Here is a 24,711-nt window from a genome sequence, read left to right as displayed (position 1 = left end):
ATGGCAACAGTCGCGTTTCATACACTTGGATGCAAGGTGAACCACTATGAAACTGAAGCCATCTGGCAATTGTTTAAACAAGAAGGCTACGAACGAGTTGATTTTGAAGCAATTTCCGATGTATATATTATCAATACATGTACCGTTACTAACACAGGGGATAAAAAGAGCCGTCAGGTGATCCGCCGGGCTGTTCGGAAAAATCCGGATGCTGTCATTTGTGTGACGGGGTGTTATGCACAAACATCGCCAGCAGAAATTATGGCGATTCCTGGCGTTGATGTTGTCGTCGGAACGCAGGATCGAGTGAAAATGCTTGATTACATTGAACAATATAAAACGGAACGACAGCCGATTAATGGCGTAGGTAACATCATGAAAAACCGCGTTTATGAAGAACTTGATGTTCCTTCGTTTACGGACAGAACACGAGCCTCATTAAAAATTCAAGAGGGCTGCAACAATTTCTGTACCTTCTGTATCATTCCATGGGCTCGTGGTTTAATGAGATCACGTGATCCAAAAGAAGTAATTCGGCAAGCACAACAGCTTGTAGATGCTGGGTACAAGGAAATCGTATTAACAGGCATTCATACTGGCGGTTACGGAGAGGATATGAAAGATTATAATCTTGCGCTGCTGCTCCGTGATTTAGAAGCAGGTGTAAGAGGTCTTGAACGTCTCCGTATTTCATCGATTGAGGCGAGCCAGATTACGGATGAAGTCATTGAGGTTATTAAACACTCTAATATCGTTGTCCGTCATCTGCATATTCCGATTCAATCGGGTTCTGATTCAGTTTTAAAAAGAATGCGCCGTAAATATACGATGGAATTCTTTGGAGAAAGACTAGAGCGCTTGAAAGAGGTGCTTCCTGGCCTTGCCGTTACATCTGATGTCATTGTTGGTTTCCCTGGGGAAACAGAAGAAGAGTTTATGGAAACGTATAATTTTATTAAAGATCATAAATTCTCTGAGCTTCATGTCTTCCCATATTCGAAGCGAACAGGAACTCCTGCCGCACGGATGGAAGATCAGGTAGATGAAGAAGTAAAAAATGAACGTGTCCACCGTTTAATTTCTCTTTCTGATCAGCTGGCAAAAGAATACGCATCACTTTTTGATGGTGAAGTATTAGAAGTGATTCCTGAAGAGGAGTACAAGGAAGAGCCTAATTCCGGAAAATATGTTGGCTATACAGATAATTACCTAAAAGTGGTCTTCCCAGCAACAGAAGATATGGTTGGTAAGATTGTTAAAGTGAAAATTACTAAAGCAGGTTACCCATTCAATGAAGGTCAATTTGTACGGGTTGTCGAAGATACTGCGATTGTTAAAGAAGAAGTTTTTAAGCAGGAAGAAGCTGCTATTTAAGAAAAAGGAAAAAGACGGCGATTTAATTTCGCCGTCTTTTTTTACTATACAGGCCGCTTAGGCCGTCGGTCGTGGAAAAATAAGATCATTTCACCAAACCGGGTTGCAAAAGGTAAGACAAGCAATGAGGTTGCCACATTAAAAATCACACTTATATGCGCTAGCTGGACGTCTTTTCTGCTGGCAAGCAATGGTGCGTTTTCCGTCAGGATCGGAATCAGCGGGATAAATAGTAAAACCCCGAATACGTTGAGCCAGACATGTGCAAAAGCAGCTAATTTAGATTCCTTGCCACCGCCGATCGAGGCAATAATCGCCGTAATACATGTGCCAATATTTGCTCCAAGGACAATGGCAATACCGGCATCCAGCTGCAACAGTCCGGCAGTTAAAAATCCCATCGCAATCCCCGTCATCGCCGTGCTTGACTGGATAACAGCAGTGATAACAGTACCGGCTAATAGACCTAAAAGAAGATTGTCATTAATAGACAAAATAAATTTATTGATAAAACCCATTGTCGTTAATGGTTGCGCTAATAATTCGAACCCCTTCATCGCAGTAAAAACAGAGGCGATTCCAAATAAAAGCATGCCAATACTTCTTGCTTTTTTATTTTTAAATAAAATAAGTAGTGCACCACTAACGGCAAGTGGAACAAGGATGGCATCTAGATCAAAGGTAATAAGTTCCGTTTTAAAGGTTGTGCCGATATTGGTACCGAGAATAATTCCAATAGATTGAGGGAAGGTCATAATTCTAGCCGAAATTAACCCAATCGTGATGACCATTACTGCGGAGCTGCTTTGCAGCAATGCTGTGATGAAGGTTCCGGTTACCATGCCTTTTAACGGTGTGCTTGTTAATTTTATCAGCCAAGTTTTCAATTTATTTGCAGACAAATTAAATAAACCAAACCTAATAATGGTCATTCCAAAAATAAATAATAAAATACAAAGAACAAATAATAATATGTACGGCATGTCCCGGCCCCCCTCGCTCAATTGTATGGTCAAGGGGAGAAGGACATGTCATATTTTTAAAAATACTGATTAAGAATTTCAGTTGACCTTGTATCAAGGTTATATTATAATTGCAAGGTACATGGATTGAATGTTAGTGTGTTGTGTTTCGGAGGGAGGGAAAGAGAATGTCTAAAACCGTCGTTCGTAAAAACGAATCGCTTGAAGATGCTCTTCGTCGCTTCAAACGTACAGTATCAAAAACTGGTACTTTGCAAGAGGCAAGAAAGCGCGAATTTTATGAAAAACCAAGTGTAAAACGTAAGAAAAAGTCTGAAGCAGCAAGAAAACGTAAGTTTTAAGAGAGGGTGTAATATATGAGTCTTCTCGAGCGTTTGAATAATGATATGAAACAAGCGATGAAAAACAAGGAAAAAGACAAACTCTCAGTTATTCGGATGGTCAAAGCTTCCTTGCAGAATGAAGCGATCAAGCTTGGAACAAAAGAGCTTTCCGAAGATGTGGAGTTAACGATCCTTTCTCGCGAAGTAAAGCAACGCAAAGACTCCCTCCATGAATTTGATAAGGCTGGTCGTCAAGACCTAGTTGATAAATTGCATACCGAGCTCTCGATTGTCGAGCTGTATTTACCAAAACAGCTTTCTGAAGAAGAGCTATCAGAAATTGTTAAAGAAACGATTGCTGAAGTTGGTGCAACGTCAAAAGCGGAAATGGGAAAAGTGATGGCTGCGATTATGCCGAAAGTTAAGGGTAAAGCAGACGGATCTCTTGTTAATAAATTTGTACAACAACACCTTTCATAGTATTCTGACATAAAGACCGGAAGCATCTAGTGCTTGCGGTCTTTTAAGTTATTTTGACGAGAGTGAAACCTTTTACAGTTTCAAACGTAGTTAATAGAGTCAGTTGAAGAAAGAAGGGGGGGATCTTGAATGGTTGAATTTCTTACTGACCCAATCGTTGTAACCGTTCTCTTAACCATTGCGGGAGTGGGAATTGTAATGGAGCTTTTTTCCTCAAAAATAGGTATAGCGGGGTTTATTGGGGTGTTTGCGCTTATTTTGTTCTTTTATGGGCATTTCCAAGCCGGGCTGGCCGGATTTGGGACATTAACCCTATTTGTATTAGGAATCCTGCTTATCTTCCTAGAGTTCTTTCTACCGGGTGCTGTTGCCGGAACGCTCGGTGTTGCGGCCTTAATTTTAAGTCTTTTTTTAGCGGGCGAGAATGCCATGCAAATAGGCGTTTCTATCTTTATTGCCATTATGATTTCAATTATTGTATTCTTTTTGATGATTAAGACTTTCGGTAAAAAACTGGTTCTTTTTAATAAAATGGTCTTGTCAGAGACAGCCAGAAAAGAGGACGGCTATGTTTCAAATATTAACCGTACTGATCTTTTAGGAAAAGTCGGAACCGCATTAACGATATTAAGACCGGCTGGAACGATTATCATTCATAATGAACGAGTTGATGTTGTAAGTGAAGGCGGCTTTATTGAGCAAAATGCTAAAGTGAAGGTCATTAAAGTGGAAGGTGCCCGTATTGTTGTTAGAGAAGTCAAATAAATCATGAGGGGGTAAAAGAAATGGATGTTGTATCCGGTGGAACTATTTTTATTATTGCTGTAGTTGTCATTGCCTTAATCTTTTTAGGGATCTTATTATCATTTGTACCAGTTATGCTTTGGATTTCGGCACTTGCTGCAGGGGTTCGCATTAGTATTTTCACATTAGTTGGGATGAGGCTGAGAAGGGTAACGCCAAGCAGGGTGGTTAATCCGCTTATTAAAGCCCATAAAGCTGGTTTAAGCGTCACAATCAATCAGCTTGAAAGCCATTATCTTGCTGGAGGAAATGTGGACCGAGTCGTCAATGCGCTTATTGCTGCACACCGAGCCAATATTGAATTATCGTTTGAACGTTGTGCCGCAATTGACCTTGCGGGACGAGATGTATTAGAAGCGGTGCAAATGAGTGTTAACCCTAAAGTAATTGAAACGCCATTTATCGCAGGTGTTGCAATGAACGGGATAGAAGTAAAAGCAAAAGCTAGAATTACCGTCCGTGCCAATATCGAGCGTCTTGTCGGTGGTGCGGGTGAAGAAACGGTTGTGGCCCGGGTTGGTGAGGGGGTTGTCTCAACAATTGGTTCATCAGACAGCCATAGCAAAGTTCTCGAAAATCCGGATTTAATCTCGCAGACCGTTTTGGCAAAGGGTCTCGATGCTGGGACAGCCTTTGAAATCCTGTCGATAGATATTGCGGATGTGGATATCGGTAAAAACATTGGTGCAGAATTACAAACAGAACAAGCGGAGGCAGATAAGAAAATTGCCCAGGCAAAGGCAGAAGAGCGCCGAGCAATGGCAGTCGCTTCCGAACAGGAAATGAAGGCGAAGGTAGTAGAAATGAGGGCCAAGGTAGTGGAAGCAGAAGCAGAGGTACCTCTTGCAATGGCTGAAGCCCTTAAATCAGGTAATATCGGTGTTATGGACTATATGAATTATAAAAACATTTCCGCGGATACGGAAATGAGAGGTTCGATTGGGAAAATGACAGGTGAGAAGAAAGACGATAAATAAACCCCACATTAATTAAAATGGAGGGTGGGAGCTTTGGAAACAATATTATTTTTCATCATTGTAGGTATTATCTCAACAATATTTGGCAAATCAAAAAGGACTCAAGGTCAATCTCCTAAAAAGCCAATCAAAGTAAGTGGTATGGAGGATATCCGAACGCTATTTAAAGAGCTTAAAAATGAAGTCTCGCTTCCAGCTGCCCCAATTAAATCGGAGCAAAAAGTGGAAGTGCTGCAAAAAAGTAATCGAACGCTTGAACAAGAATATAACCAAGTCAGAAAAGAATCTGAATCGAGTCGGAAGGCGCTGGCAGCATCCCGTCTGCAACGAGAAAAGATGAAGGAACAAACAATCGAAGTGTCTAAGGACGAATGTGAACCGAGTATCTCAATGGAGCCAAATGCACAAACCTTGGTTAATGGAATTATTTGGGCAGAGATTCTTGGTGAGCCGCGCTCTAAAAAGCCTTACTTTCCCAAAAGAGGGTAAACGGCCTTTGGAAGTCGAATAGAAAAATATGTGCTAGAACCTTCTTTCATTTCATAAATATGAGATGAAAGGGGGTTCTTTTTTTATGGCAAAAAAATGGGGCCAGCGAGTTCGCAACTGGATGGCTAATAAAATGGATCTTCCTCAAGATGTCATGATGGATTTGCCCCGAATTACGATGATTGGACAAATCCATATATATATTGAAAATCACCGCGGGCTGCTCGCATTTACGGATAAAGAACTCCGTTTATTGTTAAAGCAAGGACAATTATTAATCAAAGGCAAGTCATTTGTGATTAAAACCATTTTACCAGAAGAAATTTTACTTGAAGGAAAAATAGATCAGGTTATTTATATCACTGATAATCCGGGAGGAACAAAATGAAGAACCAATGGATTGAATTCCTGTATGGCAGAGTCACTGTGAAAGTTTCGGGAAAGGGGCTTGAACGGTTTTTAAATGTGTTAACACGAAACGGTCTCCATATTTGGAACGTAAAACGACATGGGACTGACACGATTACCCTTCAAATGAGGCTTCAGGATGCAATGAAAATTAGGCAATTTGCGCGAAAAAATGAATGTAAAATTTCTTTTTTACGTCGAAGCGGAGTACCATTTTTGCTAAGAAGATTATTAAAAAATAGCGGCTTTATGTTGGGTGCAGCCGCCTTTTTATTCATCATTTTTTTCTTATCGAATGTGATTTGGGGTATTGACATAAAAGGAGCAAAGCCTGCAACAGAGTATCAAATTCGTAAAGAATTGGACAAGATGGGCGTTAAAATTGGGAAGGTACAGTTTTTTGTTGATAATGTGGAAGGGATCCAAAGACAATTAACGGAGAAAATTGGTGCCCTGACATGGGTTGGCGTGGAATTAAAGGGGACAACCTATCATCTGCAGGTTGTCGAAAAGAATGAGCCGAAAAAGGCGGAACAATTATCCCCGCAAAATCTCATCGCGAAAAAGAAGGCTGTTATTGTAAATATGTTTGTTGAAGCGGGGCAAACAATGGTTAATAAGAATGATATTGTGGAAAAGGGTGATTTACTCGTTTCCGGAATTTATGGACAAGAAGGCAGCCCTAAAATAGTGGCAGCTAAGGGTGAAGTCTGGGGGGGGACTTGGTATATAAGCACTGTCAAACTCCCCATGGTGACAAACTTTAACGTATTTACTGGTAAGGAAAAGCAAAAACATTCTTTGTTAGTAGGGAATTTAGAAATTCCCATTTGGGGTTTTGGGAAACCTGAATTCAAGAAATATAAAACAGAAAAGAATGTTCATAATGTTCATTTCCTAAAATGGAAGCTGCCGATTTCTTATATGAATAAAACGTTACGCGAAAGTGAGGATGTTCAGCGTACCTATTCGAAAAAGGAAGCAGAACATCATGCACTGGAATTTGCTAAAAAAGAAATAAAAACCAAGCTGGATGAAGATGCTATCATTAAAGATGAAAAGATTTTACACAAAGAGTATAAAAATGGTAAGGTTATACTAGATATTCATTTTAATGTGATTGAAAACATTGCAGTCGGACAACCGATTTCCAAGGAGACTCCTGAATGACAGAAAAATTAACAACCATCAATTTACAACTAGAAAATCCCTCAGAGGCTGTCAACCTGTTGGGAAATGCTGACCAAAATTTAAAATTAATTGAACAAGAACTAGGTGTTTCCATCATCACAAGGGGTGAATCTGTCAGCATGTCAGGTGATGAAGAAAAAGTCATCATGGCAGGACAAATACTAGACCGATTACTATTTGTGATTCGAAAGGGAATAAACATTAGCCAAAGAGATGTCCTGTATGCCATTCAAATGGCACAGAAAGGGACGCTTGATTATTTTGTCAATTTATATGACGAAGAGATTGGCAAAACTGTTAAAGGAAAATCAATCCGGATTAAAACGCTGGGGCAAAGGCAATATGTGATGGCTATAAAGAAAAGTGACCTCGTTTTCGGAATTGGTCCTGCTGGAACAGGAAAAACCTATCTCGCAGTCATAATGGCTGTGAATGCCCTGAAAAATGGACAGGTAAATAAGATTATTTTAACGAGGCCTGCTGTTGAGGCGGGTGAGAGTCTCGGATTCCTCCCAGGAGATTTAAAAGAAAAGGTGGATCCATATTTAAGACCGCTGTATGATGCCCTGAATGACGTTTTAGGAGCAGAACATACCCAAAGGTTAATTGATCGCGGAACAATTGAAATTGCCCCACTCGCTTATATGAGAGGCCGGACATTGGATGATGCCTTTGTTATTTTGGATGAGGCGCAAAATACCACACATGCCCAGATGAAAATGTTCTTGACTAGACTCGGCTTTGGATCGAAAATGGTTATCACGGGTGACCAAACACAAATTGATTTGCCTAAAGGGGCAAAATCGGGTCTAATTGCTGCTGAAGAAATACTGAGAAATGTGAATGGTTTATCCTTTATCTTTTTAGAACAAACAGATGTAGTTCGTCATCCGCTTGTCGGTAGAATTATCGAAGCCTATGAGAAAAAGACACCTTCACGGAATAATCAGGGGTAAACCTATTTTGGTTTATCCCTTTTTTCCATACTAACGTTTCTTTTTTTAAGATGAAACTTCTTATAAAAACTGTTATCATTTTACATAAAGCACACTTTCAGTAATAATATGTATAATCTTTTTTGCAATAAAGATGATTTATGGGCCGTGGTTGGAGGGAATTTAGTTGGATAAACTGCAGCAACACTTCATACGGATACGAAAGTTACTTGATTTTACCTTATTTCGAATCCTATTTTTCTTTGTATTAGGGGTTGTCCTCTTTGGAGCCATGTACAGTAATGTAAAACCGGAAAAACTAGATTTAAGCCTTTTTTCAGTTGCGGAAAAAACGATTCGTTCCCCTGGGACTGTAGAGGATAAAAAAAGTACGGAGAATAAGCGTAAAGAAGCCATTAACCAGGTGAAGCCAGTCTATGCGTTGAAAAATGAGTACACGCAAAATCGGGTGGATTTAATTACCTCCATTTTTCAAGCAGCGGTAGAGGTAAATGATGAAATAAAAGAGGAAATGAAGAAGCAGGAAGAATTAGTGGAGGAAAATCCGGCAAAAGGGGAGCCTAGTGTTTCTGATAAAATAACTAGATTAAAAACAAAATTGACCGCAGGTGTCGCGAAGGATCTCCCAAATCAAGTTTTTTCTACCTTAGTTGGGGCCAGTAATGATGAATTATCGATTGCAAAGGATTTAACTGTGACGGCAATCAACAATGTTATGACAAAGAGAATTTCGACAGATGAAGTGGAAAATGCTAAAAAGAGGGTCGAAGAGGAATTAAAGTATACTTCGTTAAATGATAATTTAAGATTGGCAGCAATCGATCTTGGCAGATTTGCTGTCATTCAAAATGAATTTTATGATCCTAATGCAACAGAGGAGCTTAGACAACAAGCTGCTGAAAGTGTAGAACCTGTAAAGATTCTTCAGGGGCAAATTATTGTTGAGGAAGGTAAATTAATTAATCAGGATATCTATCGGCAACTAAAACTAGTTGGTCTTTTAAATAATAATAAATCTTATAAGCCATTTATTGGATTAGTGTTGTTGATATCCATTTTACTTTCGGCGATTTATTATTATTTTTATCAAATGAAATCACTACCTGAAAAACGGCAAACGTTTTTATTAATGTACGGGATTATTTTCATTCTCTCCATTTTCATCATGAAAATTATTAGTATGCTGCAAATTTTTAACTTTGCTGGCATTGGTTATATTTTTCCCGCAGCACTTGGGGGGATGCTGATTAAGATTTTGATTGATGAAAAACTTGCCATCCTCATGTCGATTATTATGGCGGTTTGCGGAAGTGTTTTATTTAATGAAGGGGTTACGGGGACACTTAATTTTTCAGAAGGAATCTATATTCTCTTCAATGCCTTAGCAGCTATCCTGTTTTTGAACACCCAAAATCATCGGACAAAAATTTTACAAGCAGGCACATTTGCGGCGATTGTCAATGTTTTGGCCATTTGCGCATTAATGTTATTACCAAACGGACAGTTTTCGGGTATTGAGTATGGGTATTATCTTCTTACCGCCCTTGTTTCCGGTATTGGTTCGGCAGTTTTAACCATTGGATTATTACCACTTTTTGAGGCAAGTTTTGGGATCCTTTCGACCATGAAACTAATCGAACTTTCCAATCCAAACCATCCACTCTTGAGGAAAATCCTGGTGGAAGCGCCGGGAACCTATCATCATAGTGTCATGGTCGCCAATTTAGCGGAATCTGCTTGTGAGGCGATCGGAGCTAATGGACTCCTAGCTAGGGTTGGTAGTTATTATCATGATATCGGAAAAACAAAACGGCCTAACTTTTTTATCGAAAATCAAATGCATCATGATAACCCCCATGACCGCTTGCCGCCCGAAAAGAGTGCGAATATCATCATTGCCCATGTTACTGATGGATCTGCTATTTTAAAGAAATATCATATGCCAAAGGAAATCATTGATATAGCCGAACAGCATCACGGGACAACATTGCTGAAATTCTTTTACCATAAAGCACTTCAAAGTGATGCTGAAATAAAGGAAGAGGAGTTTCGCTATCCTGGTCCAAAGGCACAGACAAAAGAATCCGCAGTGATTGGGATTGCGGATAGTGTTGAGGCAGCTGTTCGCTCTTTAACACAGCCTACGGCAGAATTAATTGAATCGCTCGTTCAGAAAATCGTGGCTGACCGGCTGCAGGATGGTCAATTAAATGAATGCGATATTACGATTAAGGAAATTGAGACCGTATCACATGCGCTATGCGAAACATTAAAGGGAATCTTTCACTCGAGAATCGAGTACCCTGAATTGACAAAGACTAAGAAGGTGAAACAAGCATGACATTACTTATTGATTGTACCGACGAAACCAATGAACTATCAGAACAACAAATGCTTGAGATTGAAAGATTGATCAATTTTGCGGCAAACAGACTGGAGATTGAAGAACACAGTGAAGTTTCGGTAACATTTGTTTCGAATGAGAGAATTCAAGAGATTAACCGAGAATATCGGGATAAAGACATGCCAACAGATGTGATTTCTTTTGCCATGGAGGAACTAGGAGAAGGAGAAGTGGAATTAACAGGTGTAGAAATGCCCCGCGTCTTAGGTGATATTATTATTTCGATTCCTAGAACAAAGGAACAAGCTGAAGAGTATGGCCATTCTTTTGAAAGAGAACTGGGATTCCTTGCGGTCCATGGGTTCCTCCATCTCCTTGGGTATGATCATATGACTGAGGATGAGGAAAAGGAAATGTTCACATTGCAAAGGGAAATATTAGACGAGTATGGGCTCACCAGATAAGTCTAATTCATTCATAAGCTCGTTATCGTTTGCTTTTTCGGGAATCGCAATGGCTCTTAAAATGGAAAGAAATATGCGGTTCCATTTCATAAGTTCAATCATAGTTGTAGGGATGTCCTGTTACTTTTCGATTACAAAATTGGAGTGGCTATTTATTCTTTTCGCTATCGGGGGGATGTTTGCCCTTGAAGTAATGAATTCTGCTATCGAACGAGTGGTGGATCTTGTTACGTCAGACTACCATCCGCTGGCAAAACAAGCGAAGGATTTGGCGGCTGGTGCAGTTTTAATTTATGCCGCACTAACAATTGTAGTAGGAATGATTATCTTTTTACCCTACGTCATTAAACTATTTTAAGGCAGACTTGAATTAGCAGTTTGAAATAGTCGGAGGAATCCGCTAAAATGACATAATCAGCTTTCATTTAGAAGACAAGTTGATTTATGGGAAAATTCAAACTTTTTAAAATTGTATGTTACTTTTTCATTTCAAGTAATGATTTTCTCTGAATTTTGAGGTAAAATAAAGAAACAGCAGATACTTTGCTGGAAGGGAAGAAATTTTTGTGAACATTGAACAATTAATTGAAGAAGCAAAAAAGGCAAGAGACAAAGCCTATGTTCCTTACTCCAAATTTGGAGTTGGAGCAGCGTTGTTAACAACAGATGGAAAAGTATATCATGGCTGTAACATTGAAAATGCTGCATACAGTATGTGCAACTGTGGAGAACGGTCGGCCCTGTTTAGTGCTTATTCGCATGGTGATCGAAATTTTCAAATGCTAGCTGTAGTTGCTGACACTGACCGCCCATGTTCCCCTTGTGGTGCATGCCGGCAAGTGATCTCAGAGCTATGTCCAAAAGATATGAAAGTGATTCTAACCAACCTTAAAGGTGATATTCTGGAAATGACTGTAGAAGATCTCTTACCTGGTGCCTTTTCACCGGAGGATTTAAATGCAGAATAATGGGGATGAAAACGGATACAAATCAGGGTTTATTTCGATTATCGGCCGGCCAAATGTAGGAAAATCCACTTTCCTAAATCGGGTGATTGGTCAAAAGATTGCGATTATGAGTGATAAACCGCAAACTACTCGTAACAAAATCCAAGGTGTGTTATCACTTCCTGACGCTCAAATGATTTTTATTGATACACCAGGAATCCATAAACCCAAACATAAATTGGGCGACTTTATGATGAAGGTAGCACAAAATACACTAAAAGAAGTCGATTTGATACTATTTATGGTAAATGCAGAAGAAGGTTTTGGACGCGGTGAGGAATTTATTCTCGAAAAGTTTCAAACCGTCAATACTCCTATCTTTCTTGTTATTAATAAAATTGATCAAATCCATCCAGATAAATTATTGCCAATTATTGAATCATATAAGGAAAAATATGCCTTTAAAGAAATAGTGCCCATATCTGCACTTGAAGGGAATAATGTCGAGCGTCTATTGGAACAAATAAAATCCTTCTTACCTGAAGGGCCGCAATATTATCCTGCTGACCAAGTAACTGATCATCCGGAACGGTTTATCATTACTGAACTGATTAGGGAAAAAGCCCTCCACCTAACGAGGGAAGAGATTCCACATTCTTTAGCGGTTGTGCTGGACAAAATGGAACGGCGAGAGGGTAAAGATATTATTCATGTCATGGCCACAGTGATTGTTGAGAGAGATTCACAAAAAGGCATCATTATTGGAAAACAAGGAAGTATGCTGAAAGAAATCGGCAAACGGGCACGGGGAGATATTGAAAATCTCCTTGGGTCAAAAGTATTTTTAGAGCTTTGGGTAAAAGTCCAAAAGGATTGGCGTAATAAGATGTCCCAGCTTCGTGATTATGGCTTCAATGAAGATGAATATTAACAAATCACCCTAATTAAAATATTAACTTACACACCGGATTATGCATGGACAACATTAACAAATATTTCGTCTTATGATTTTGGCAAAGGCAGGCTATGATAAATGTAAGGTTGGGATGAACTTAAAGGCTAGTCTAAATAATGAAAGGTGGGGTTTTCGATGATGGATTTTACGTGGAAAGTATTCCTCCAGACAGGTAATATTGACACATATCTTCTCTTCAAAGAGCTTGAGAAGGAAAACCAAGAAATACCCGGAAATCTGAATGAAGAGCTAGCACAACTTGATTTTCCCGTTTCATAAGCAAGTCTTTCGCACGACTTAAGAAGGTGACTTTAAATGCTTCAGAAGTGTGAAGGCATCGTCATTAGAACAACAGATTATGGTGAAACCAATAAGATTGTGACCTTATATACAAGAGAATGGGGAAAGGTGGGCGTTATGGCTAGAGGTGCTAAAAAGCCTAACAGCCGCCTTTCTTCCATTACCCAGCTGTTTACACACGGATACTTCCTCGTACATAGAGGTACCGGCCTGGGCAGTCTGCAGCAAGGTGAAATTGCTACTTCATTGCGTTCGATTGGAGAAGACATTTTCTTAACGGCATATGCAAGCTACATTGTTGAATTAACCGATAAATGTACAGATGAAAAAAAACCAAACCCTTTCCATTTTGAATTGCTTTATCAAACATTGAATTACATGAATGAAGGCTATGACCCGGATATTCTAATGAATATTTATGAAATGAAAATGTTAAATGTAATGGGGATGTACCCCATCTTAAATCAATGTTCCGTTTGCGGTAGTACAGACGGAAATTTTTCTTTTTCCATTCGTGAGGGCGGTTTTATTTGCCACCGCTGTTTAAATAAAGATCCGTACCATTTTAAATTATCACCAGCTTCAGTAAAATTATTACGGCTATTCTATTATTTTGATCTTTCAAGGCTAGGCGATATTTCCGTTAAGGAAGAAACGAAGGCGGAGCTAAAAAAGGTTATAACGGCATACTATGAAGAATATTCAGGCCTTCATCTAAAAACAAAAAAGTTTCTTAATTCCATGGATCAGTTTCGCAATCTCTTATAATGCCTAGTTGACAATGGCAGGAGTTTTCGTTAAAATTCTGGTTAATATTATAATTGCTGTGACGGAAAGTAGTAATTAGACCACTCTATAAAAGCGAACCTAGGATAGTGAAAGCTAGGGTATAGGGCACTAACGAAGGCAGTCCTGAGCAATCGAGTGTTGATAAAACACGATTTAAAGAGGCTGCAATACTTGCAGCAATTAGGGTGGAACCGCGGGTAACTCTCGTCCCTATGCTATTAAAGCATAGAGACGGGAGTTTTTTATTTGAAAAAGAAAAGCGCAAGCGCCCTGGTCAGCGGTGTACGGCCTGGAGCACTCCAACTGAGATAAAGGAAACACGATGAGCGAAGCGAATCGATGTTGACTTATCGTAGGGCGGAGAGCGAAGGACACTAGCCGCTAGGGCGCTGGAGCTGGACATTTCTCAAAGTCCAATGATTTAAATTCCAATACTAAAGAAAAGGAGTAATAGAAAATGAATGTAACGATGGATCAAATTGTTTCACATGCAAAGCACAGAGGGTTTATTTTTCCTGGTTCTGAGATATATGGAGGTCTTGCCAACACTTGGGATTACGGCCCGCTAGGCGTTGAATTTAAAAACAATATTAAACGGGCATGGTGGCAAAAATTCGTTCAAGAGTCCCCGTACAATGTTGGCTTAGATGCCAGTATTCTGATGAACCCGCGTACATGGGAAGCATCCGGGCATATTGGAAACTTTAATGACCCAATGATTGATTGTAAAAATTGTAAAGCACGTCATCGCGCTGACAAATTAATAGAAAATGCGCTCGATGAAAAAGGGATGGAAATGGTCGTTGACGGCCTGCCGTTTGAAAAAATGGAAGAGCTGATCAAAGAACATAATATTGCTTGTCCTGATTGCGGAAGTCATGATTTTACAGGGATTCGTCAATTTAATTTAATGTTTAAAACCTTCCAAGGGGTTACAGAATCCAGCACAAATGAAATCTTTCTTCGTCCTGAAACAGCTCAGGGTATTTTCGTTAACTTTAAAAATGTTCAGCGCACAATGAGAAAGAAACTGCCCTTTGGTATCGCTCAAATTGGTAAAAGTTTCCGTAATGAAATAACACCTGGTAACTTTACGTTCCGTACGAGGGAATTTGAACAAATGGAACTTGAGTTTTTCTGCAAACCTGGTGAGGAATTACAATGGTTTGATTATTGGAAGCAATATGCGGAAAACTGGTTATTGTCATTAGGCCTTACAAAGGAAAATTTAAGGCTGCGTGATCACTCTGAAGACGAACTTTCACACTATAGTAATGCGACAACAGATTTTGAATTTAAGTTTCCGTTTGGCTGGGGCGAATTATGGGGGGTTGCTTCACGAACGGATTATGATTTGAAACAGCATATGGAGTATTCAAATGAGGATTTCCATTACCTTGATCCGGAAACAAACGAAAAGTATGTACCATACTGTATTGAACCATCATTAGGTGCTGACCGTGTAACACTTGCCTTCTTAATTGATGCCTATGATGAAGAGCAGCTTGAAGATGGTACAACAAGAACGGTGATGCATTTCCATCCGGCTATAGCACCATTTAAAGCAGCCATTCTGCCGTTATCGAAAAAATTATCAGATGAGGCAAAAGAGGTATTTGCCACTTTATCCAAATACTTCACAGTGGATTATGATGAAGCTGGTTCAATCGGTAAACGTTACCGCCGCCATGATGAAATTGGCACACCATTCTGCATAACCTATGATTTTGATTCAAAAGAAGATAACATGGTGACCGTAAGGGACCGTGATACCATGGAACAAAAACGTGTTCCAATTTCTGAACTTGTAAACTTTCTACAAGAAAAAATGGTATTTTAAAAAGGAAAAGCGGAAGCTCCTAGGCGCTCGAGCTAGACAATTAAGAAAAAGGTGCGGATTTCCGTACCTTTTTCAATAGATGGAATTGATATAATATGTGGTATATAATATTCCTAAGATAACTTACATATTAACTGGGTATTTTAAGGTGGTGAGGACAATCGAACTGACTAAACGCCAGGAACATATTTTGCAAATAGTAAAAGATAATGGCCCGATAACGGGGGAGCGGATTGCCGATCAACTTAGCCTCACAAGAGCAACGTTAAGGCCGGATCTTGCCATTCTAACAATGGCTGGATTTCTTGATGCTAGACCTCGTGTTGGTTATTTTTATACAGGGAAATCGGGAGTACAGTTATTAACTGAAAATCTCCAGAAAATCTATGTTAAAGATTATCAGTCGATTCCTGTTGTCATTAGTGAAAATGTTTCTGTTTATGATGCTATTTGTACCATGTTTCTTGAGGATGTAGGAACACTATTTGTAGTTGACCAACACTCAAGCCTAGTTGGAGTTCTATCAAGAAAGGATTTGCTCCGGGCAAGTATTGGGAAGCAGGAGCTGACGAGTATTCCTGTTAATATTATTATGACAAGGATGCCGAACATCACGATGTGTGAACGGGAAGATTTATTGATCGATATTGCTAAGAAATTAATTGAAAAACAAATTGATGCCTTACCGGTGGTGAAAAAGTCTGAAAATGGCTTTGAGGTAATTGGCAGGGTCACAAAAACAAATATCACAAAAGCCTTTGTTTCCTTAGGCGATGAGTAAACTTAATAGAGGAGCTGATGAGGGAGAATGAGTTTGCCTATTATTTATGTTGTATCTGATTCAGTTGGGGAGACCGCTGAATTAGTGACGAAAGCGGCAATTAGCCAGTTTAATGGTTCTGGAATGAAATTAAAAAGATTTCCTTATGTAGAGGATAAGGAACATATTGATGAAGTGATATCACTTGTTTCGCATGACAAAGGCATGGTGGCCTTTACATTAGTTAAGCCGGAAATGCGTACATACCTGAAAGAAAGAGCAGAAGTGGAAGGGATCATTGCGGTTGATTTAATTGGCCCAATTATGGATCAAATACAAGTTTTCAGCGGGAAAACACCTTTATGTGAACCTGGCCTGGTCAGGAAGCTAGATGAGGATTATTTTAAAAAGGTTGAAGCGATTGAATTTGCAGTAAAATATGATGATGGCCGTGATCCACGTGGGCTGTTAAAGGCAGATATAGTACTAATCGGGGTGTCAAGAACCTCTAAGACGCCGTTATCTCAGTATCTTGCACATAAACGATTAAAAGTGGCAAATGTGCCACTCGTACCCGAAGTGGATCCGCCGGAAGAACTTTATAAGGTACCAATCGAAAAATGCTTTGGATTAAAAATTAGCCCGGAAAAATTAAATAATATTAGGCGGGAACGGTTACTTTCATTAGGATTAAATGATCAAGCAAGTTATGCGAATATCGAAAGAATTAAAGAGGAATTAACCTTTTTTGAAAATGTTGTAAAGAAAATTAATTGTCCAGTGATTGATGTAACGAATAAAGCTGTTGAAGAGACGGCGAATGTTATCATAAATTATATTCAAAAGGGTAGACTCTAACACATAATCAATTGATTATGTGTTTTTTTGAGATAAAAAATTAAGAAAAAGTTATGGTAAAATGATAATGAATATACTATAATAAAAAATTGTGATAAAAATATATCTTTTTAGGTTTAGAGTTGCATGGGAAGGAATAAACTATTTATTGTTAGATGTCAAGGGGGAGGCCCTGAAAAAATTCGACATAAATCCTTTAATAAAAGTTAGGCGCTTAAGAAGGAATATGTGGAGTGATGTAGAATTAATACTTATGTAAAGAGCAAAACGGCTATTTTTGTCTTGCAGAAACTTGCTCTGTTAAAGTGGAAATTGTCGAAATTGTTACCAAATGTTTCGTCGAAGTTTTTTTATTGCTTCCTATGATCATCATGTGAATGACAAAATTACATAGGCATCTCAGAATTAACAAAAATTTTGTCGAAATTTGCAGGAATTTAATCATTACCTGCCGAATACCTGTAGTATAAATGGAGATGTTTTCATGGCAGAGCGTATTGCCGAAGAAAAGATTGACCAAATTCGCCAGACTGTTGATATTGTCGAGGTAATTAGCGATTACGTTCAACTGAAAAAACAAGGGCGAAATTACTTCGGGTTATGTCCTTTTCATGGAGAAAGCACCCCATCATTTTCCGTGTCGCCAGACAAACAAATTTTTCATTGCTTTGGTTGTGGAGCTGGAGGCAATGTATTTTCGTTTTTAATGGAGCTTGAAGGAATTTCATTCCAAGAGGCGGCCGTTAAATTAGCGGCGAAGGTGAATATCGACCTTGAAATTAATTTAGCTTCAGCTAATGGTGGAAAAAGGATTTCCAATGAGCTTCAATCCATGCTTGATGCTCATGAGCTTTTACGGAAATTTTACCATCATTTACTGGTGAATACAAAAGAAGGTCAACACGCTTTAGAGTATTTGCTCAATAGAGGTTTTACCCGGGAATCGATTGATAAGTTCCAAATTGGTTATTCATTAAATTCATGGGATTTTGTCTGTAAATTCCTTTCTAAAAGGGATTTTTCACCAGAATGGATGGAAAAGGCCGGATTAATTATCAAACGAGAAAGGGACGGGACGTATTTTGATCGATTTAGGGATCGAATTATGTTTCCTATTTTTGACCGGCATGGCAATACGATTGCTTTTTCAGGGAGATCACTTGGGGCGGAAGAGCCCAAATATTTAAATAGTCCCGAGACAGCAATCTTTAATAAAAGTAAAATTTTATATAATTATCATTTGGCTAAGCCCAGTATAAAAAAAATGCAGCATGCTGTTTTATTTGAGGGATTTGCCGATTGTATTGCAGCCGATCGATCAGGAGTGGAAAATGGGATTGCCACAATGGGGACATCCTTGACAGATGACCATATAGCCTTGTTGCGCCAAAGCGTACAATCTATAACGATTTGCTATGATTCCGATAAAGCGGGAATTGAGGCTGCTTACCGTGCAGGTAACCATCTGCACAATGCGGGTTTTCAAATTAAGGTAGCCATGATGGCTGATGGTCAGGATCCTGATGAATATATCAAAAAAAATGGCGCTGATAAATTCCGCAGTGAAGTAATTGGTGCAAGTTTAACCTGGATGGCATTTAAATTTCTCTATTTTCGAAGAGGAAAAAATCTTCAGAATGAAGGAGATCGGCTTGCCTATATCGAAGTGATACTCAAAGAAATCAGCCAGTTAAGCAAGGCTGTTGAAAGGGATCATTATTTACGGCAGCTTGCAGCAGAATTTTCACTTTCGTTAGAGGCTCTAATGCAACAGCAAAAGCAGTTTTTCTTTGCTGAAAAAAGAAAATCAAGTGGAAAGAACGAAACCTTTCATAAGCCCTTGGTTATTGCAAAGCGGGCGGAGGAATTAAAGCCCAAGCATTTTACGGCTGAAAGGTGTTTAATAGCCCACATGCTTAAAAATCGTGATGCGGCTTATAAGGTTCAGGAATTACTTGCAGGGAACACGTTTAATATTGATGAACATCAGGCAATAATAACCTATCTGTTAGCATTTTATGAGGATCATTTGGAACCAGACAGTAGTGCGTTTTTAACCTATATTCAAGATGATAATCTTAGAAGAATGGTTGCCAACATTGAAATGATGTCAATTAATGACGAGGTAAGTAATCAAGAATTAACTGATTATATCAAACAGGTGTTGAATTATCAAAAATTGTTAAAGATAAAAGAAAAAGAAGTGGAATTAAAAGAAGCTGAGCGGCAACATGACTTTAGTAAAGCTGCTGTAATTGGTAATGAAATCAATCAATTGCGTAAACTACTTTAATTTCCATTTTAGTGTCTTTGATTCTGGAAGGAGTGGACCCCCTTATGGCTGCTGAAAAATCAGCCCGTTCAAAAGAGGTTGAAAACGAATTAACTTTAACCCTTGAACAAGCAAAAGACCAGTTAACTGAGCTGGGTAAAAAAATCGGTGTCCTTGCCTATGATGATATTGCGGAAAAGCTTGCTAATTTTGAATTAGAATCCGAGCAAATGGATGAATTCCTAGAATTTTTAGGCGATCAGGGAATCGAATTGGTCGGCGATAATGATGAGGATCCAGATGCAAAAAAAATAGCAAAAGAAGATGATGAAGAATTTGATTTAAACGATCTTAGCGTTCCTCCTGGAGTTAAGATTAATGACCCGGTTCGGATGTATTTAAAAGAAATCGGCCGTGTTGACTTACTTTCTGCTGAGGAAGAAATTAAACTGGCCAACCGGATTGAAGCTGGCGACGAAGAAGCAAAACGCCGTCTTGCCGAAGCGAACCTGCGTCTTGTTGTCAGTATTGCAAAACGCTATGTAGGCCGTGGCATGCTGTTTCTTGATCTTATTCAAGAAGGTAATATGGGTCTAATCAAAGCAGTTGAGAAATTTGATTACCGAAAAGGATTCAAATTCAGCACCTATGCTACATGGTGGATTCGTCAAGCAATCACTCGTGCAATTGCTGACCAGGCAAGAACAATTCGTATACCGGTTCATATGGTTGAAACAATTAATAAGCTTATCCGTGTTCAGCGTCAATTACTTCAGGATCTTGGCCGCGAACCAACACCGGAAGAAATTGGTGAGGATATGGATTTAACACCTGATAAGGTTAGGGAAATTTTAAAGATTGCCCAGGAACCTGTCTCACTTGAAACACCGATTGGTGAAGAAGACGATTCACATCTTGGAGATTTTATTGAAGATCAAGATGCAACATCCCCTTCAGAGCACGCTGCTTATGAATTATTAAAAGAGCAGCTCGAAGATGTTCTTGATACTTTAACAGATCGCGAAGAAAATGTCCTTCGTCTCCGTTTTGGATTAGACGATGGCCGGACGCGCACCCTAGAAGAGGTTGGTAAGGTATTTGGCGTAACCCGTGAACGAATTCGTCAAATTGAAGCAAAGGCATTGCGTAAATTACGCCATCCGAGCCGCAGCAAACGGTTAAAAGATTTCTTAGAATAGAATATACTTTAAATAGTTTACTTCTTAACAGGAGTAGACTATTTTTTTTGCACCAATTGTAAGCACTTTCTTTATTATTTTTTCTTTATTTTACTGAATTGTCTCTCATTTTGCAAATATCCATTTGAATTTTTTTAGAGGGAATTAGTTTTTATTCTTCAGCGAAGATATACTTTTCAAAAATTTTTAAATGTTGAGATATTTAGGCGATTCCTTTTATAATAGAAAAGAAAGCGTATACAATGTTGTATAAGGGGGATGAACATGAATTTTGATCTAACTTCTGAACAAGAAATGATTAAACGAACATTGCGCGGCTTTGCTGATGAAGAAGTGGCACCTGGTGTATTAGAACGGGACAGAACAAAGCAGTTTCCTGTTGAAATATTTAAGAAACTGGCAGATATGGGGATAATGGGGCTCCCTTTTCCGGAGGAATATGGCGGCGGTGGAGCCGATACGGTTAGCTTTGCCATTGTTGTCGAGGAATTAAGCCGGGTATGCGGCTCGACAGGAATCACTTATTCAGCTCATATTTCTTTGGGTGGAGCACCACTCTACTTGTTTGGAACAGAGGAGCAAAAACAAAAATACCTAACGCCTATTTGTACGGGGGAATCTTTTGGCGCATTTGGATTAACTGAACCGAATGCCGGATCAGATGCAGGAGGAACAAGAACAACGGCAATAGAAGAAAATGGAGAGTTTGTTCTCAATGGGAATAAGTGTTTTATTACCAATGCCAGCTATGCCAGGCATTTAGCCTTAACAGCCGTGACAGGTCAAAGTAACGGGAAAAAGGAGATTAGTGCTATTATTGTCCCGACATCCGCATCGGGTTTTACTGTCATCGATAATTATGAAAAAATGGGCTTACATTCTTCGAATACAACGGAACTTGTACTGGAGGATGTTAGAGTACCTGCCGAAAACCTTCTTGGAAAGCGTGGAGAGGGCTTTAGACAGTTTTTAATTACACTTGATGGCGGACGTATTGGAATAGGAGCTATGGCTGTAGGGATTGCTCAAGGGGCTTATGAAAAGGCCTTGGCCTATTCAAAGGAAAGGAAGCAATTCGGCAAATCAATTTCCTCCTTCCAAGCGATTCAATTTAAGCTTGCAGATATGGCGATGAAAATTGAATTGGCGCGAAATATGGTTTATAAAGCGGCTTGGCTAAAGGACAATGGAAGAAATTTTTCAAAAGAAGCAGCAATGTGTAAACTATATGCCTCGGAAATATGTATGGAAGTGACCGATCAAGCTGTCCAAATCCATGGCGGATACGGCTATATGAAGGAATATCATGTCGAGAGAATGATGCGTGATGCCAAGCTCCTTGAAATTGGGGAGGGAACTTCGGAGGTTCAAAGAATGGTTATTTCACGATTAATTGGTTGTTAACAAAAAAATAGGGAAAGATACAAAGAGGCTCCTACATTACTAAATCCGGCCTCTTTTTTCTTTTTTATAAAGATTATAGTAATAAAATAAGTTTAGGGCTTTTCCTTCTGTTCATTTTCAAGTAAAATAGTAGTTGTTTGCAGCATAGTTTTTATTTAATTCTCAGGGTACGTACATAGGGAGGTTATATCATGAAACGAAATCCGGTAATTCCGTACATTATCATCTTTGTTTTTGGAATTGTACTTGTATTCTTCCTGTCATTCAAAGGCCTTGGTGATATGAAGGAAATCGCCAAAGAGGGCGAAGGAAAAGGCGGCGAGAAGACAGAAGTTGCCGCATCTAATCCAGAAGATATTTATAAATCTACTTGTATCGGCTGCCATGGTGATCAATACCAAGGTGTCGTAGGTCCTCCATTAAAAAATACTGGGTTATCAAAGGACGAAGTCAAGGACATTCTTAATAATGGTAAAGGAACTGGTATGCCTAAAGGTCTTGTACCTGCAGAACAAGTTGACGCGATGGCAGAATGGGTTTCTAAAATTAAGTAATAGCTATACTGTTTTAACCAAAGATCCTTTGCATCTGTAAAGGATCTTTTTTATACTGTACAAATATAAGTCGAAAAAAGTGTGGTGCTATTGTGAATTCGGATAGATTATCAAGCAGGTTAGCAACGGTTGCGAAATATGTTCCAAAGGGTGCAAAATTAGTTGATATCGGATCTGATCATGCTTATTTACCCTGTTATTTAGCGAAGAATATCGGTATTACATATGCAGTAGCTGGAGAGGTAGCTGATGGTCCATATCAATCGGCTAAAGGAAATGTCTCAGGAGAGGGATTATCTGATATTATTTCTGTCCGATTAGGTGATGGACTAGATGTTGTTGAGCCTGGAGAAGTGGAATATGTCACAATCGCTGGGATGGGTGGCGCTCTAATAGCGAGTATTTTAGAAAATGGAAAAGACAAACTAGGGTCTGTAAAAAGGCTGATTTTACAGCCTAATATCAGCGCCATTTCTATTCGTCAATGGTTAGTAGATAATTTATGGAAACTGGAAGCTGAAGAGATTCTCGAAGAAGATGGGAAAATTTATGAGGTGTTAGTAGCGGAAAAAGGAATGAATGCCTTTGACTCCATGGAACCTTATGGTCAAAGTTTAGAAGAAGGCTTATTATTAGGACCTTATCTTGTGAAAGAGAACCATCCTATATTTATTAAAAAATGGATGAATGAAAAGAAAAATTGGCAGCGAATTTATCATCAGCTTGAAAGTGCCGTCCAGACCCCAGATACAATGGAAAAGAAACAGGAGCTATTACATAAAATGAAGCTGGTAGAGGAGGTAATCCGAATTGAAGAATCCTAATGGTCATGAAATCATCCAATTATTTGAACAGTTTTCGCCAAAAGGGCTTGCAATGGAGGGTGACAAGATTGGTCTGCAAATCGGCCGTTTAAACAAAAAGGTTGATCGGGTTATGATTGCCCTCGATGTCCTCGACAATGTCATTGATGAGGCGATTGAAAAAAATGTTCAACTTATCATTGCCCACCATCCCATCATATATCGCCCCCTTAAAAATCTACTGACAGATACGGTGCAAGGGAAAATGATAGAAAAATTATTGAAGCATGATATTGCTGTTTATGCTGCACATACTAACCTTGATGTAGCAAAGGGCGGGGTTAATGATCTTTTGGCAGAAGCGTTAGGGTTAGAAGATGCAGAGGTGCTTGTGCCTACGGTTGATACCAAGCTTAAGAAATTAGTTGTGTTTGTCCCAGCTAGCCATGCGGAGGAGATTAGACAGGTTCTCGGCACCGCTGGGGCAGGATTTATCGGCAATTACAGTCATTGTTCTTTTTCGGCTGATGGTACAGGCAGGTTTTTGCCCGGGGATCAAACAAATCCTTATATAGGGCAAGCGGGTAAGCTTGAGGAAGTAGAAGAAGTTCGGGTTGAGACCATCGTTCCGGAGCCTTTGTTGAAGAAGACCATTACGGCTATGATAAAGGCTCATCCATATGAAGAGGTTGCTTACGATGTGTATCCACTTGATAATAAAGGAGAAGTCCTTGGTCTTGGCAGAATCGGTAAGGTCAGCGAAATGACTCTTGGAGAATTTGCCGAAAAGGTAAAAACAGCACTTGAGGTAAATACGGTGCGTGTTGTCGGCGATTTGACCGAAAAGGTTAAGAAGGTGGCTGTGTTAGGCGGGGACGGCAATAAATACTTTATGAATGCAAAGTTTAAAGGGGCAGATGTATATATAACGGGGGATATTTATTACCATACCGCCCACGATGCAATGATGCAAGGCTTGAATATGATTGATCCAGGTCATAACGTCGAAAAGGTCATGAAAAAAGGGCTAACCGCTGTGTTACAAAAACTGTGTTCGGATTCAGGATTTGAGGTAGAAATTTTTCCTTCCGAGGTAAACACAGATCCCTTTCAATTTATTTAAATGAAAAAGAACCGCTCTCAAGTAGAAGCGGTTCTTTTGTTTTGAGAATTGTCCAGCTCCAGCGCCCTAGCGGCTAGTGTCCTTCGCTCTCCGCCCTACGATAAGTCAACATCG

The 24,711-nt window shown here is 39.3% G+C and carries 26 protein-coding genes; 25 read left to right on the top strand and 1 reads right to left on the bottom strand.

Annotated elements, in window-relative coordinates; all coding sequences use genetic code 11:
* Nucleotides 1–1,374, top strand: a complete 1,374-nt coding sequence (gene mtaB / locus BABA_RS22745) for a tRNA (N(6)-L-threonylcarbamoyladenosine(37)-C(2))-methylthiotransferase MtaB (RefSeq protein ID WP_007087609.1) — start codon at nt 1–3, stop codon at nt 1,372–1,374.
* Between the two features lie 44 nt (nt 1,375–1,418).
* On the opposite strand, the gene BABA_RS22740 is transcribed toward mtaB, so the two are convergent.
* Nucleotides 1,419–2,357 (bottom strand): Na/Pi symporter, encoded by a 939-nt coding sequence (locus BABA_RS22740; RefSeq protein ID WP_007087608.1) that lies wholly within the window; start codon nt 2,355–2,357, stop codon nt 1,419–1,421.
* 167 nt (nt 2,358–2,524) lie between these two features.
* Here BABA_RS22740 and rpsU point away from each other — a divergent pair, with 167 nt between their 5' ends.
* The 24 genes from rpsU to BABA_RS22625 all read left to right on the top strand — a co-directional run bounded on the left by rpsU (nt 2,525) and on the right by BABA_RS22625 (nt 24,597).
* Nucleotides 2,525–2,698 (top strand): 30S ribosomal protein S21, encoded by a 174-nt coding sequence (gene rpsU, locus BABA_RS22735; protein WP_007087607.1) that lies wholly within the window; start codon nt 2,525–2,527, stop codon nt 2,696–2,698.
* Between the two features lie 15 nt (nt 2,699–2,713).
* Nucleotides 2,714–3,160 carry a GatB/YqeY domain-containing protein gene (locus BABA_RS22730; protein WP_007087606.1) on the top strand — a complete coding sequence of 149 codons (447 nt, stop codon included), beginning with the start codon at nt 2,714–2,716 and terminating at the stop codon, nt 3,158–3,160.
* A 129-nt stretch (nt 3,161–3,289) separates the two neighbouring features.
* Nucleotides 3,290–3,925 carry an NfeD family protein gene (locus BABA_RS22725; RefSeq protein WP_007087605.1) on the top strand — a complete coding sequence of 212 codons (636 nt, stop codon included), beginning with the start codon at nt 3,290–3,292 and terminating at the stop codon, nt 3,923–3,925.
* Nucleotides 3,926–3,945: 20 nt separating this feature from the next.
* On the top strand, nt 3,946–4,941 hold the full coding sequence (gene floA, locus BABA_RS22720; protein WP_007087604.1) for a flotillin-like protein FloA: 996 nt from the start codon (nt 3,946–3,948) through the stop codon (nt 4,939–4,941).
* 33 nt (nt 4,942–4,974) lie between these two features.
* A complete protein-coding gene (locus tag BABA_RS22715) occupies nt 4,975–5,430 on the top strand; it encodes a hypothetical protein (RefSeq protein ID WP_007087603.1) in 456 nt (151 codons plus the stop codon).
* An 85-nt stretch (nt 5,431–5,515) separates the two neighbouring features.
* Nucleotides 5,516–5,818, top strand: coding sequence for a sporulation protein YqfC (gene yqfC / locus BABA_RS22710; protein WP_007087602.1), 303 nt, complete (start codon nt 5,516–5,518; stop codon nt 5,816–5,818).
* Nucleotides 5,815–7,008, top strand: coding sequence for a sporulation protein YqfD (gene yqfD / locus BABA_RS22705; RefSeq protein ID WP_007087601.1), 1,194 nt, complete (start codon nt 5,815–5,817; stop codon nt 7,006–7,008). The genes yqfC and yqfD overlap by 4 nt, the downstream gene beginning before the upstream one ends.
* A complete protein-coding gene (locus tag BABA_RS22700) occupies nt 7,005–7,985 on the top strand; it encodes a PhoH family protein (RefSeq protein WP_007087600.1) in 981 nt (326 codons plus the stop codon). The genes yqfD and BABA_RS22700 overlap by 4 nt, the downstream gene beginning before the upstream one ends.
* A gap of 166 nt (nt 7,986–8,151) precedes the next feature.
* Nucleotides 8,152–10,326, top strand: a complete 2,175-nt coding sequence (locus BABA_RS22695) for an HD family phosphohydrolase (protein WP_007087599.1) — start codon at nt 8,152–8,154, stop codon at nt 10,324–10,326.
* Nucleotides 10,323–10,793 carry an rRNA maturation RNase YbeY gene (gene ybeY / locus BABA_RS22690; protein ID WP_007087598.1) on the top strand — a complete coding sequence of 157 codons (471 nt, stop codon included), beginning with the start codon at nt 10,323–10,325 and terminating at the stop codon, nt 10,791–10,793. The genes BABA_RS22695 and ybeY overlap by 4 nt, the downstream gene beginning before the upstream one ends.
* Nucleotides 10,777–11,151, top strand: a complete 375-nt coding sequence (locus BABA_RS22685) for a diacylglycerol kinase family protein (RefSeq protein ID WP_007087597.1) — start codon at nt 10,777–10,779, stop codon at nt 11,149–11,151. The genes ybeY and BABA_RS22685 overlap by 17 nt, the downstream gene beginning before the upstream one ends.
* 208 nt (nt 11,152–11,359) lie before the next feature.
* Nucleotides 11,360–11,761 (top strand): cytidine deaminase, encoded by a 402-nt coding sequence (locus BABA_RS22680; protein ID WP_007087596.1) that lies wholly within the window; start codon nt 11,360–11,362, stop codon nt 11,759–11,761.
* Entirely contained in the window at nt 11,751–12,671 is a 921-nt protein-coding gene (era, locus tag BABA_RS22675; RefSeq protein ID WP_007087595.1) for a GTPase Era, read from the top strand. The genes BABA_RS22680 and era overlap by 11 nt, the downstream gene beginning before the upstream one ends.
* A gap of 159 nt (nt 12,672–12,830) precedes the next feature.
* The gene (locus tag BABA_RS26790; protein WP_007087594.1) at nt 12,831–12,974 is read left to right on the top strand and encodes a YqzL family protein; all 144 of its coding nucleotides are present in this window, start codon (nt 12,831–12,833) and stop codon (nt 12,972–12,974) included.
* Between the two features lie 36 nt (nt 12,975–13,010).
* Nucleotides 13,011–13,763 (top strand): DNA repair protein RecO, encoded by a 753-nt coding sequence (gene recO, locus BABA_RS22670; RefSeq protein WP_007087593.1) that lies wholly within the window; start codon nt 13,011–13,013, stop codon nt 13,761–13,763.
* Between the two features lie 478 nt (nt 13,764–14,241).
* Entirely contained in the window at nt 14,242–15,624 is a 1,383-nt protein-coding gene (locus tag BABA_RS22665; protein ID WP_007087592.1) for a glycine--tRNA ligase, read from the top strand.
* A 148-nt stretch (nt 15,625–15,772) separates the two neighbouring features.
* The gene (gene ccpN / locus BABA_RS22660) at nt 15,773–16,405 is read left to right on the top strand and encodes a transcriptional regulator CcpN (RefSeq protein ID WP_040347326.1); all 633 of its coding nucleotides are present in this window, start codon (nt 15,773–15,775) and stop codon (nt 16,403–16,405) included.
* A 27-nt stretch (nt 16,406–16,432) separates the two neighbouring features.
* A complete protein-coding gene (locus BABA_RS22655; protein WP_007087590.1) occupies nt 16,433–17,242 on the top strand; it encodes a pyruvate, water dikinase regulatory protein in 810 nt (269 codons plus the stop codon).
* Nucleotides 17,243–17,726: 484 nt separating this feature from the next.
* Nucleotides 17,727–19,535, top strand: a complete 1,809-nt coding sequence (dnaG, locus tag BABA_RS22650) for a DNA primase (RefSeq protein ID WP_007087589.1) — start codon at nt 17,727–17,729, stop codon at nt 19,533–19,535.
* A gap of 44 nt (nt 19,536–19,579) precedes the next feature.
* Nucleotides 19,580–20,713, top strand: a complete 1,134-nt coding sequence (gene rpoD / locus BABA_RS22645) for an RNA polymerase sigma factor RpoD (RefSeq protein WP_007087588.1) — start codon at nt 19,580–19,582, stop codon at nt 20,711–20,713.
* A 264-nt stretch (nt 20,714–20,977) separates the two neighbouring features.
* Nucleotides 20,978–22,117 carry an acyl-CoA dehydrogenase gene (locus BABA_RS22640; RefSeq protein WP_007087587.1) on the top strand — a complete coding sequence of 380 codons (1,140 nt, stop codon included), beginning with the start codon at nt 20,978–20,980 and terminating at the stop codon, nt 22,115–22,117.
* A gap of 191 nt (nt 22,118–22,308) precedes the next feature.
* Nucleotides 22,309–22,671 carry a cytochrome c550 gene (cccA, locus tag BABA_RS22635; protein WP_007087586.1) on the top strand — a complete coding sequence of 121 codons (363 nt, stop codon included), beginning with the start codon at nt 22,309–22,311 and terminating at the stop codon, nt 22,669–22,671.
* Between the two features lie 92 nt (nt 22,672–22,763).
* Nucleotides 22,764–23,495, top strand: a complete 732-nt coding sequence (locus BABA_RS22630; RefSeq protein ID WP_007087585.1) for a tRNA (adenine(22)-N(1))-methyltransferase — start codon at nt 22,764–22,766, stop codon at nt 23,493–23,495.
* A complete protein-coding gene (locus BABA_RS22625) occupies nt 23,482–24,597 on the top strand; it encodes a Nif3-like dinuclear metal center hexameric protein (protein WP_007087584.1) in 1,116 nt (371 codons plus the stop codon). Before BABA_RS22630 ends, BABA_RS22625 begins: the two co-directional genes overlap by 14 nt.
* The last annotated feature ends 114 nt before the right edge of the window (nt 24,598–24,711 follow it).

This window comes from Neobacillus bataviensis LMG 21833, assembly GCF_000307875.1.
Classification (GTDB): domain Bacteria; phylum Bacillota; class Bacilli; order Bacillales; family Cytobacillaceae; genus Neobacillus; species Neobacillus bataviensis.
Note: the sequence above shows the minus strand (reverse complement) of the source record. Positions and strands in the feature narration are given on the sequence as shown.

What these genes read in the sequence shown, in the direction of transcription:
- mtaB (WP_007087609.1), top strand. Translation starts at nt 1, where the DNA reads ATGGCAACAGTCGCGTTTCATACACTTGGATGCAAGGTGAACCACTAT.
- BABA_RS22740 (WP_007087608.1), bottom strand. Translation starts at nt 2,357, where the DNA reads ATGCCGTACATATTATTATTTGTTCTTTGTATTTTATTATTTATTTTT.
- rpsU (WP_007087607.1), top strand. Translation starts at nt 2,525, where the DNA reads ATGTCTAAAACCGTCGTTCGTAAAAACGAATCGCTTGAAGATGCTCTT.
- BABA_RS22730 (WP_007087606.1), top strand. Translation starts at nt 2,714, where the DNA reads ATGAGTCTTCTCGAGCGTTTGAATAATGATATGAAACAAGCGATGAAA.
- BABA_RS22725 (WP_007087605.1), top strand. Translation starts at nt 3,290, where the DNA reads ATGGTTGAATTTCTTACTGACCCAATCGTTGTAACCGTTCTCTTAACC.
- floA (WP_007087604.1), top strand. Translation starts at nt 3,946, where the DNA reads ATGGATGTTGTATCCGGTGGAACTATTTTTATTATTGCTGTAGTTGTC.
- yqfC (WP_007087602.1), top strand. Translation starts at nt 5,516, where the DNA reads ATGGCAAAAAAATGGGGCCAGCGAGTTCGCAACTGGATGGCTAATAAA.
- yqfD (WP_007087601.1), top strand. Translation starts at nt 5,815, where the DNA reads ATGAAGAACCAATGGATTGAATTCCTGTATGGCAGAGTCACTGTGAAA.
- BABA_RS22700 (WP_007087600.1), top strand. Translation starts at nt 7,005, where the DNA reads ATGACAGAAAAATTAACAACCATCAATTTACAACTAGAAAATCCCTCA.
- ybeY (WP_007087598.1), top strand. Translation starts at nt 10,323, where the DNA reads ATGACATTACTTATTGATTGTACCGACGAAACCAATGAACTATCAGAA.
- BABA_RS22685 (WP_007087597.1), top strand. Translation starts at nt 10,777, where the DNA reads ATGGGCTCACCAGATAAGTCTAATTCATTCATAAGCTCGTTATCGTTT.
- era (WP_007087595.1), top strand. Translation starts at nt 11,751, where the DNA reads ATGCAGAATAATGGGGATGAAAACGGATACAAATCAGGGTTTATTTCG.
- BABA_RS26790 (WP_007087594.1), top strand. Translation starts at nt 12,831, where the DNA reads ATGATGGATTTTACGTGGAAAGTATTCCTCCAGACAGGTAATATTGAC.
- recO (WP_007087593.1), top strand. Translation starts at nt 13,011, where the DNA reads ATGCTTCAGAAGTGTGAAGGCATCGTCATTAGAACAACAGATTATGGT.
- BABA_RS22665 (WP_007087592.1), top strand. Translation starts at nt 14,242, where the DNA reads ATGAATGTAACGATGGATCAAATTGTTTCACATGCAAAGCACAGAGGG.
- BABA_RS22655 (WP_007087590.1), top strand. Translation starts at nt 16,433, where the DNA reads ATGAGTTTGCCTATTATTTATGTTGTATCTGATTCAGTTGGGGAGACC.
- dnaG (WP_007087589.1), top strand. Translation starts at nt 17,727, where the DNA reads ATGGCAGAGCGTATTGCCGAAGAAAAGATTGACCAAATTCGCCAGACT.
- rpoD (WP_007087588.1), top strand. Translation starts at nt 19,580, where the DNA reads ATGGCTGCTGAAAAATCAGCCCGTTCAAAAGAGGTTGAAAACGAATTA.
- BABA_RS22640 (WP_007087587.1), top strand. Translation starts at nt 20,978, where the DNA reads ATGAATTTTGATCTAACTTCTGAACAAGAAATGATTAAACGAACATTG.
- cccA (WP_007087586.1), top strand. Translation starts at nt 22,309, where the DNA reads ATGAAACGAAATCCGGTAATTCCGTACATTATCATCTTTGTTTTTGGA.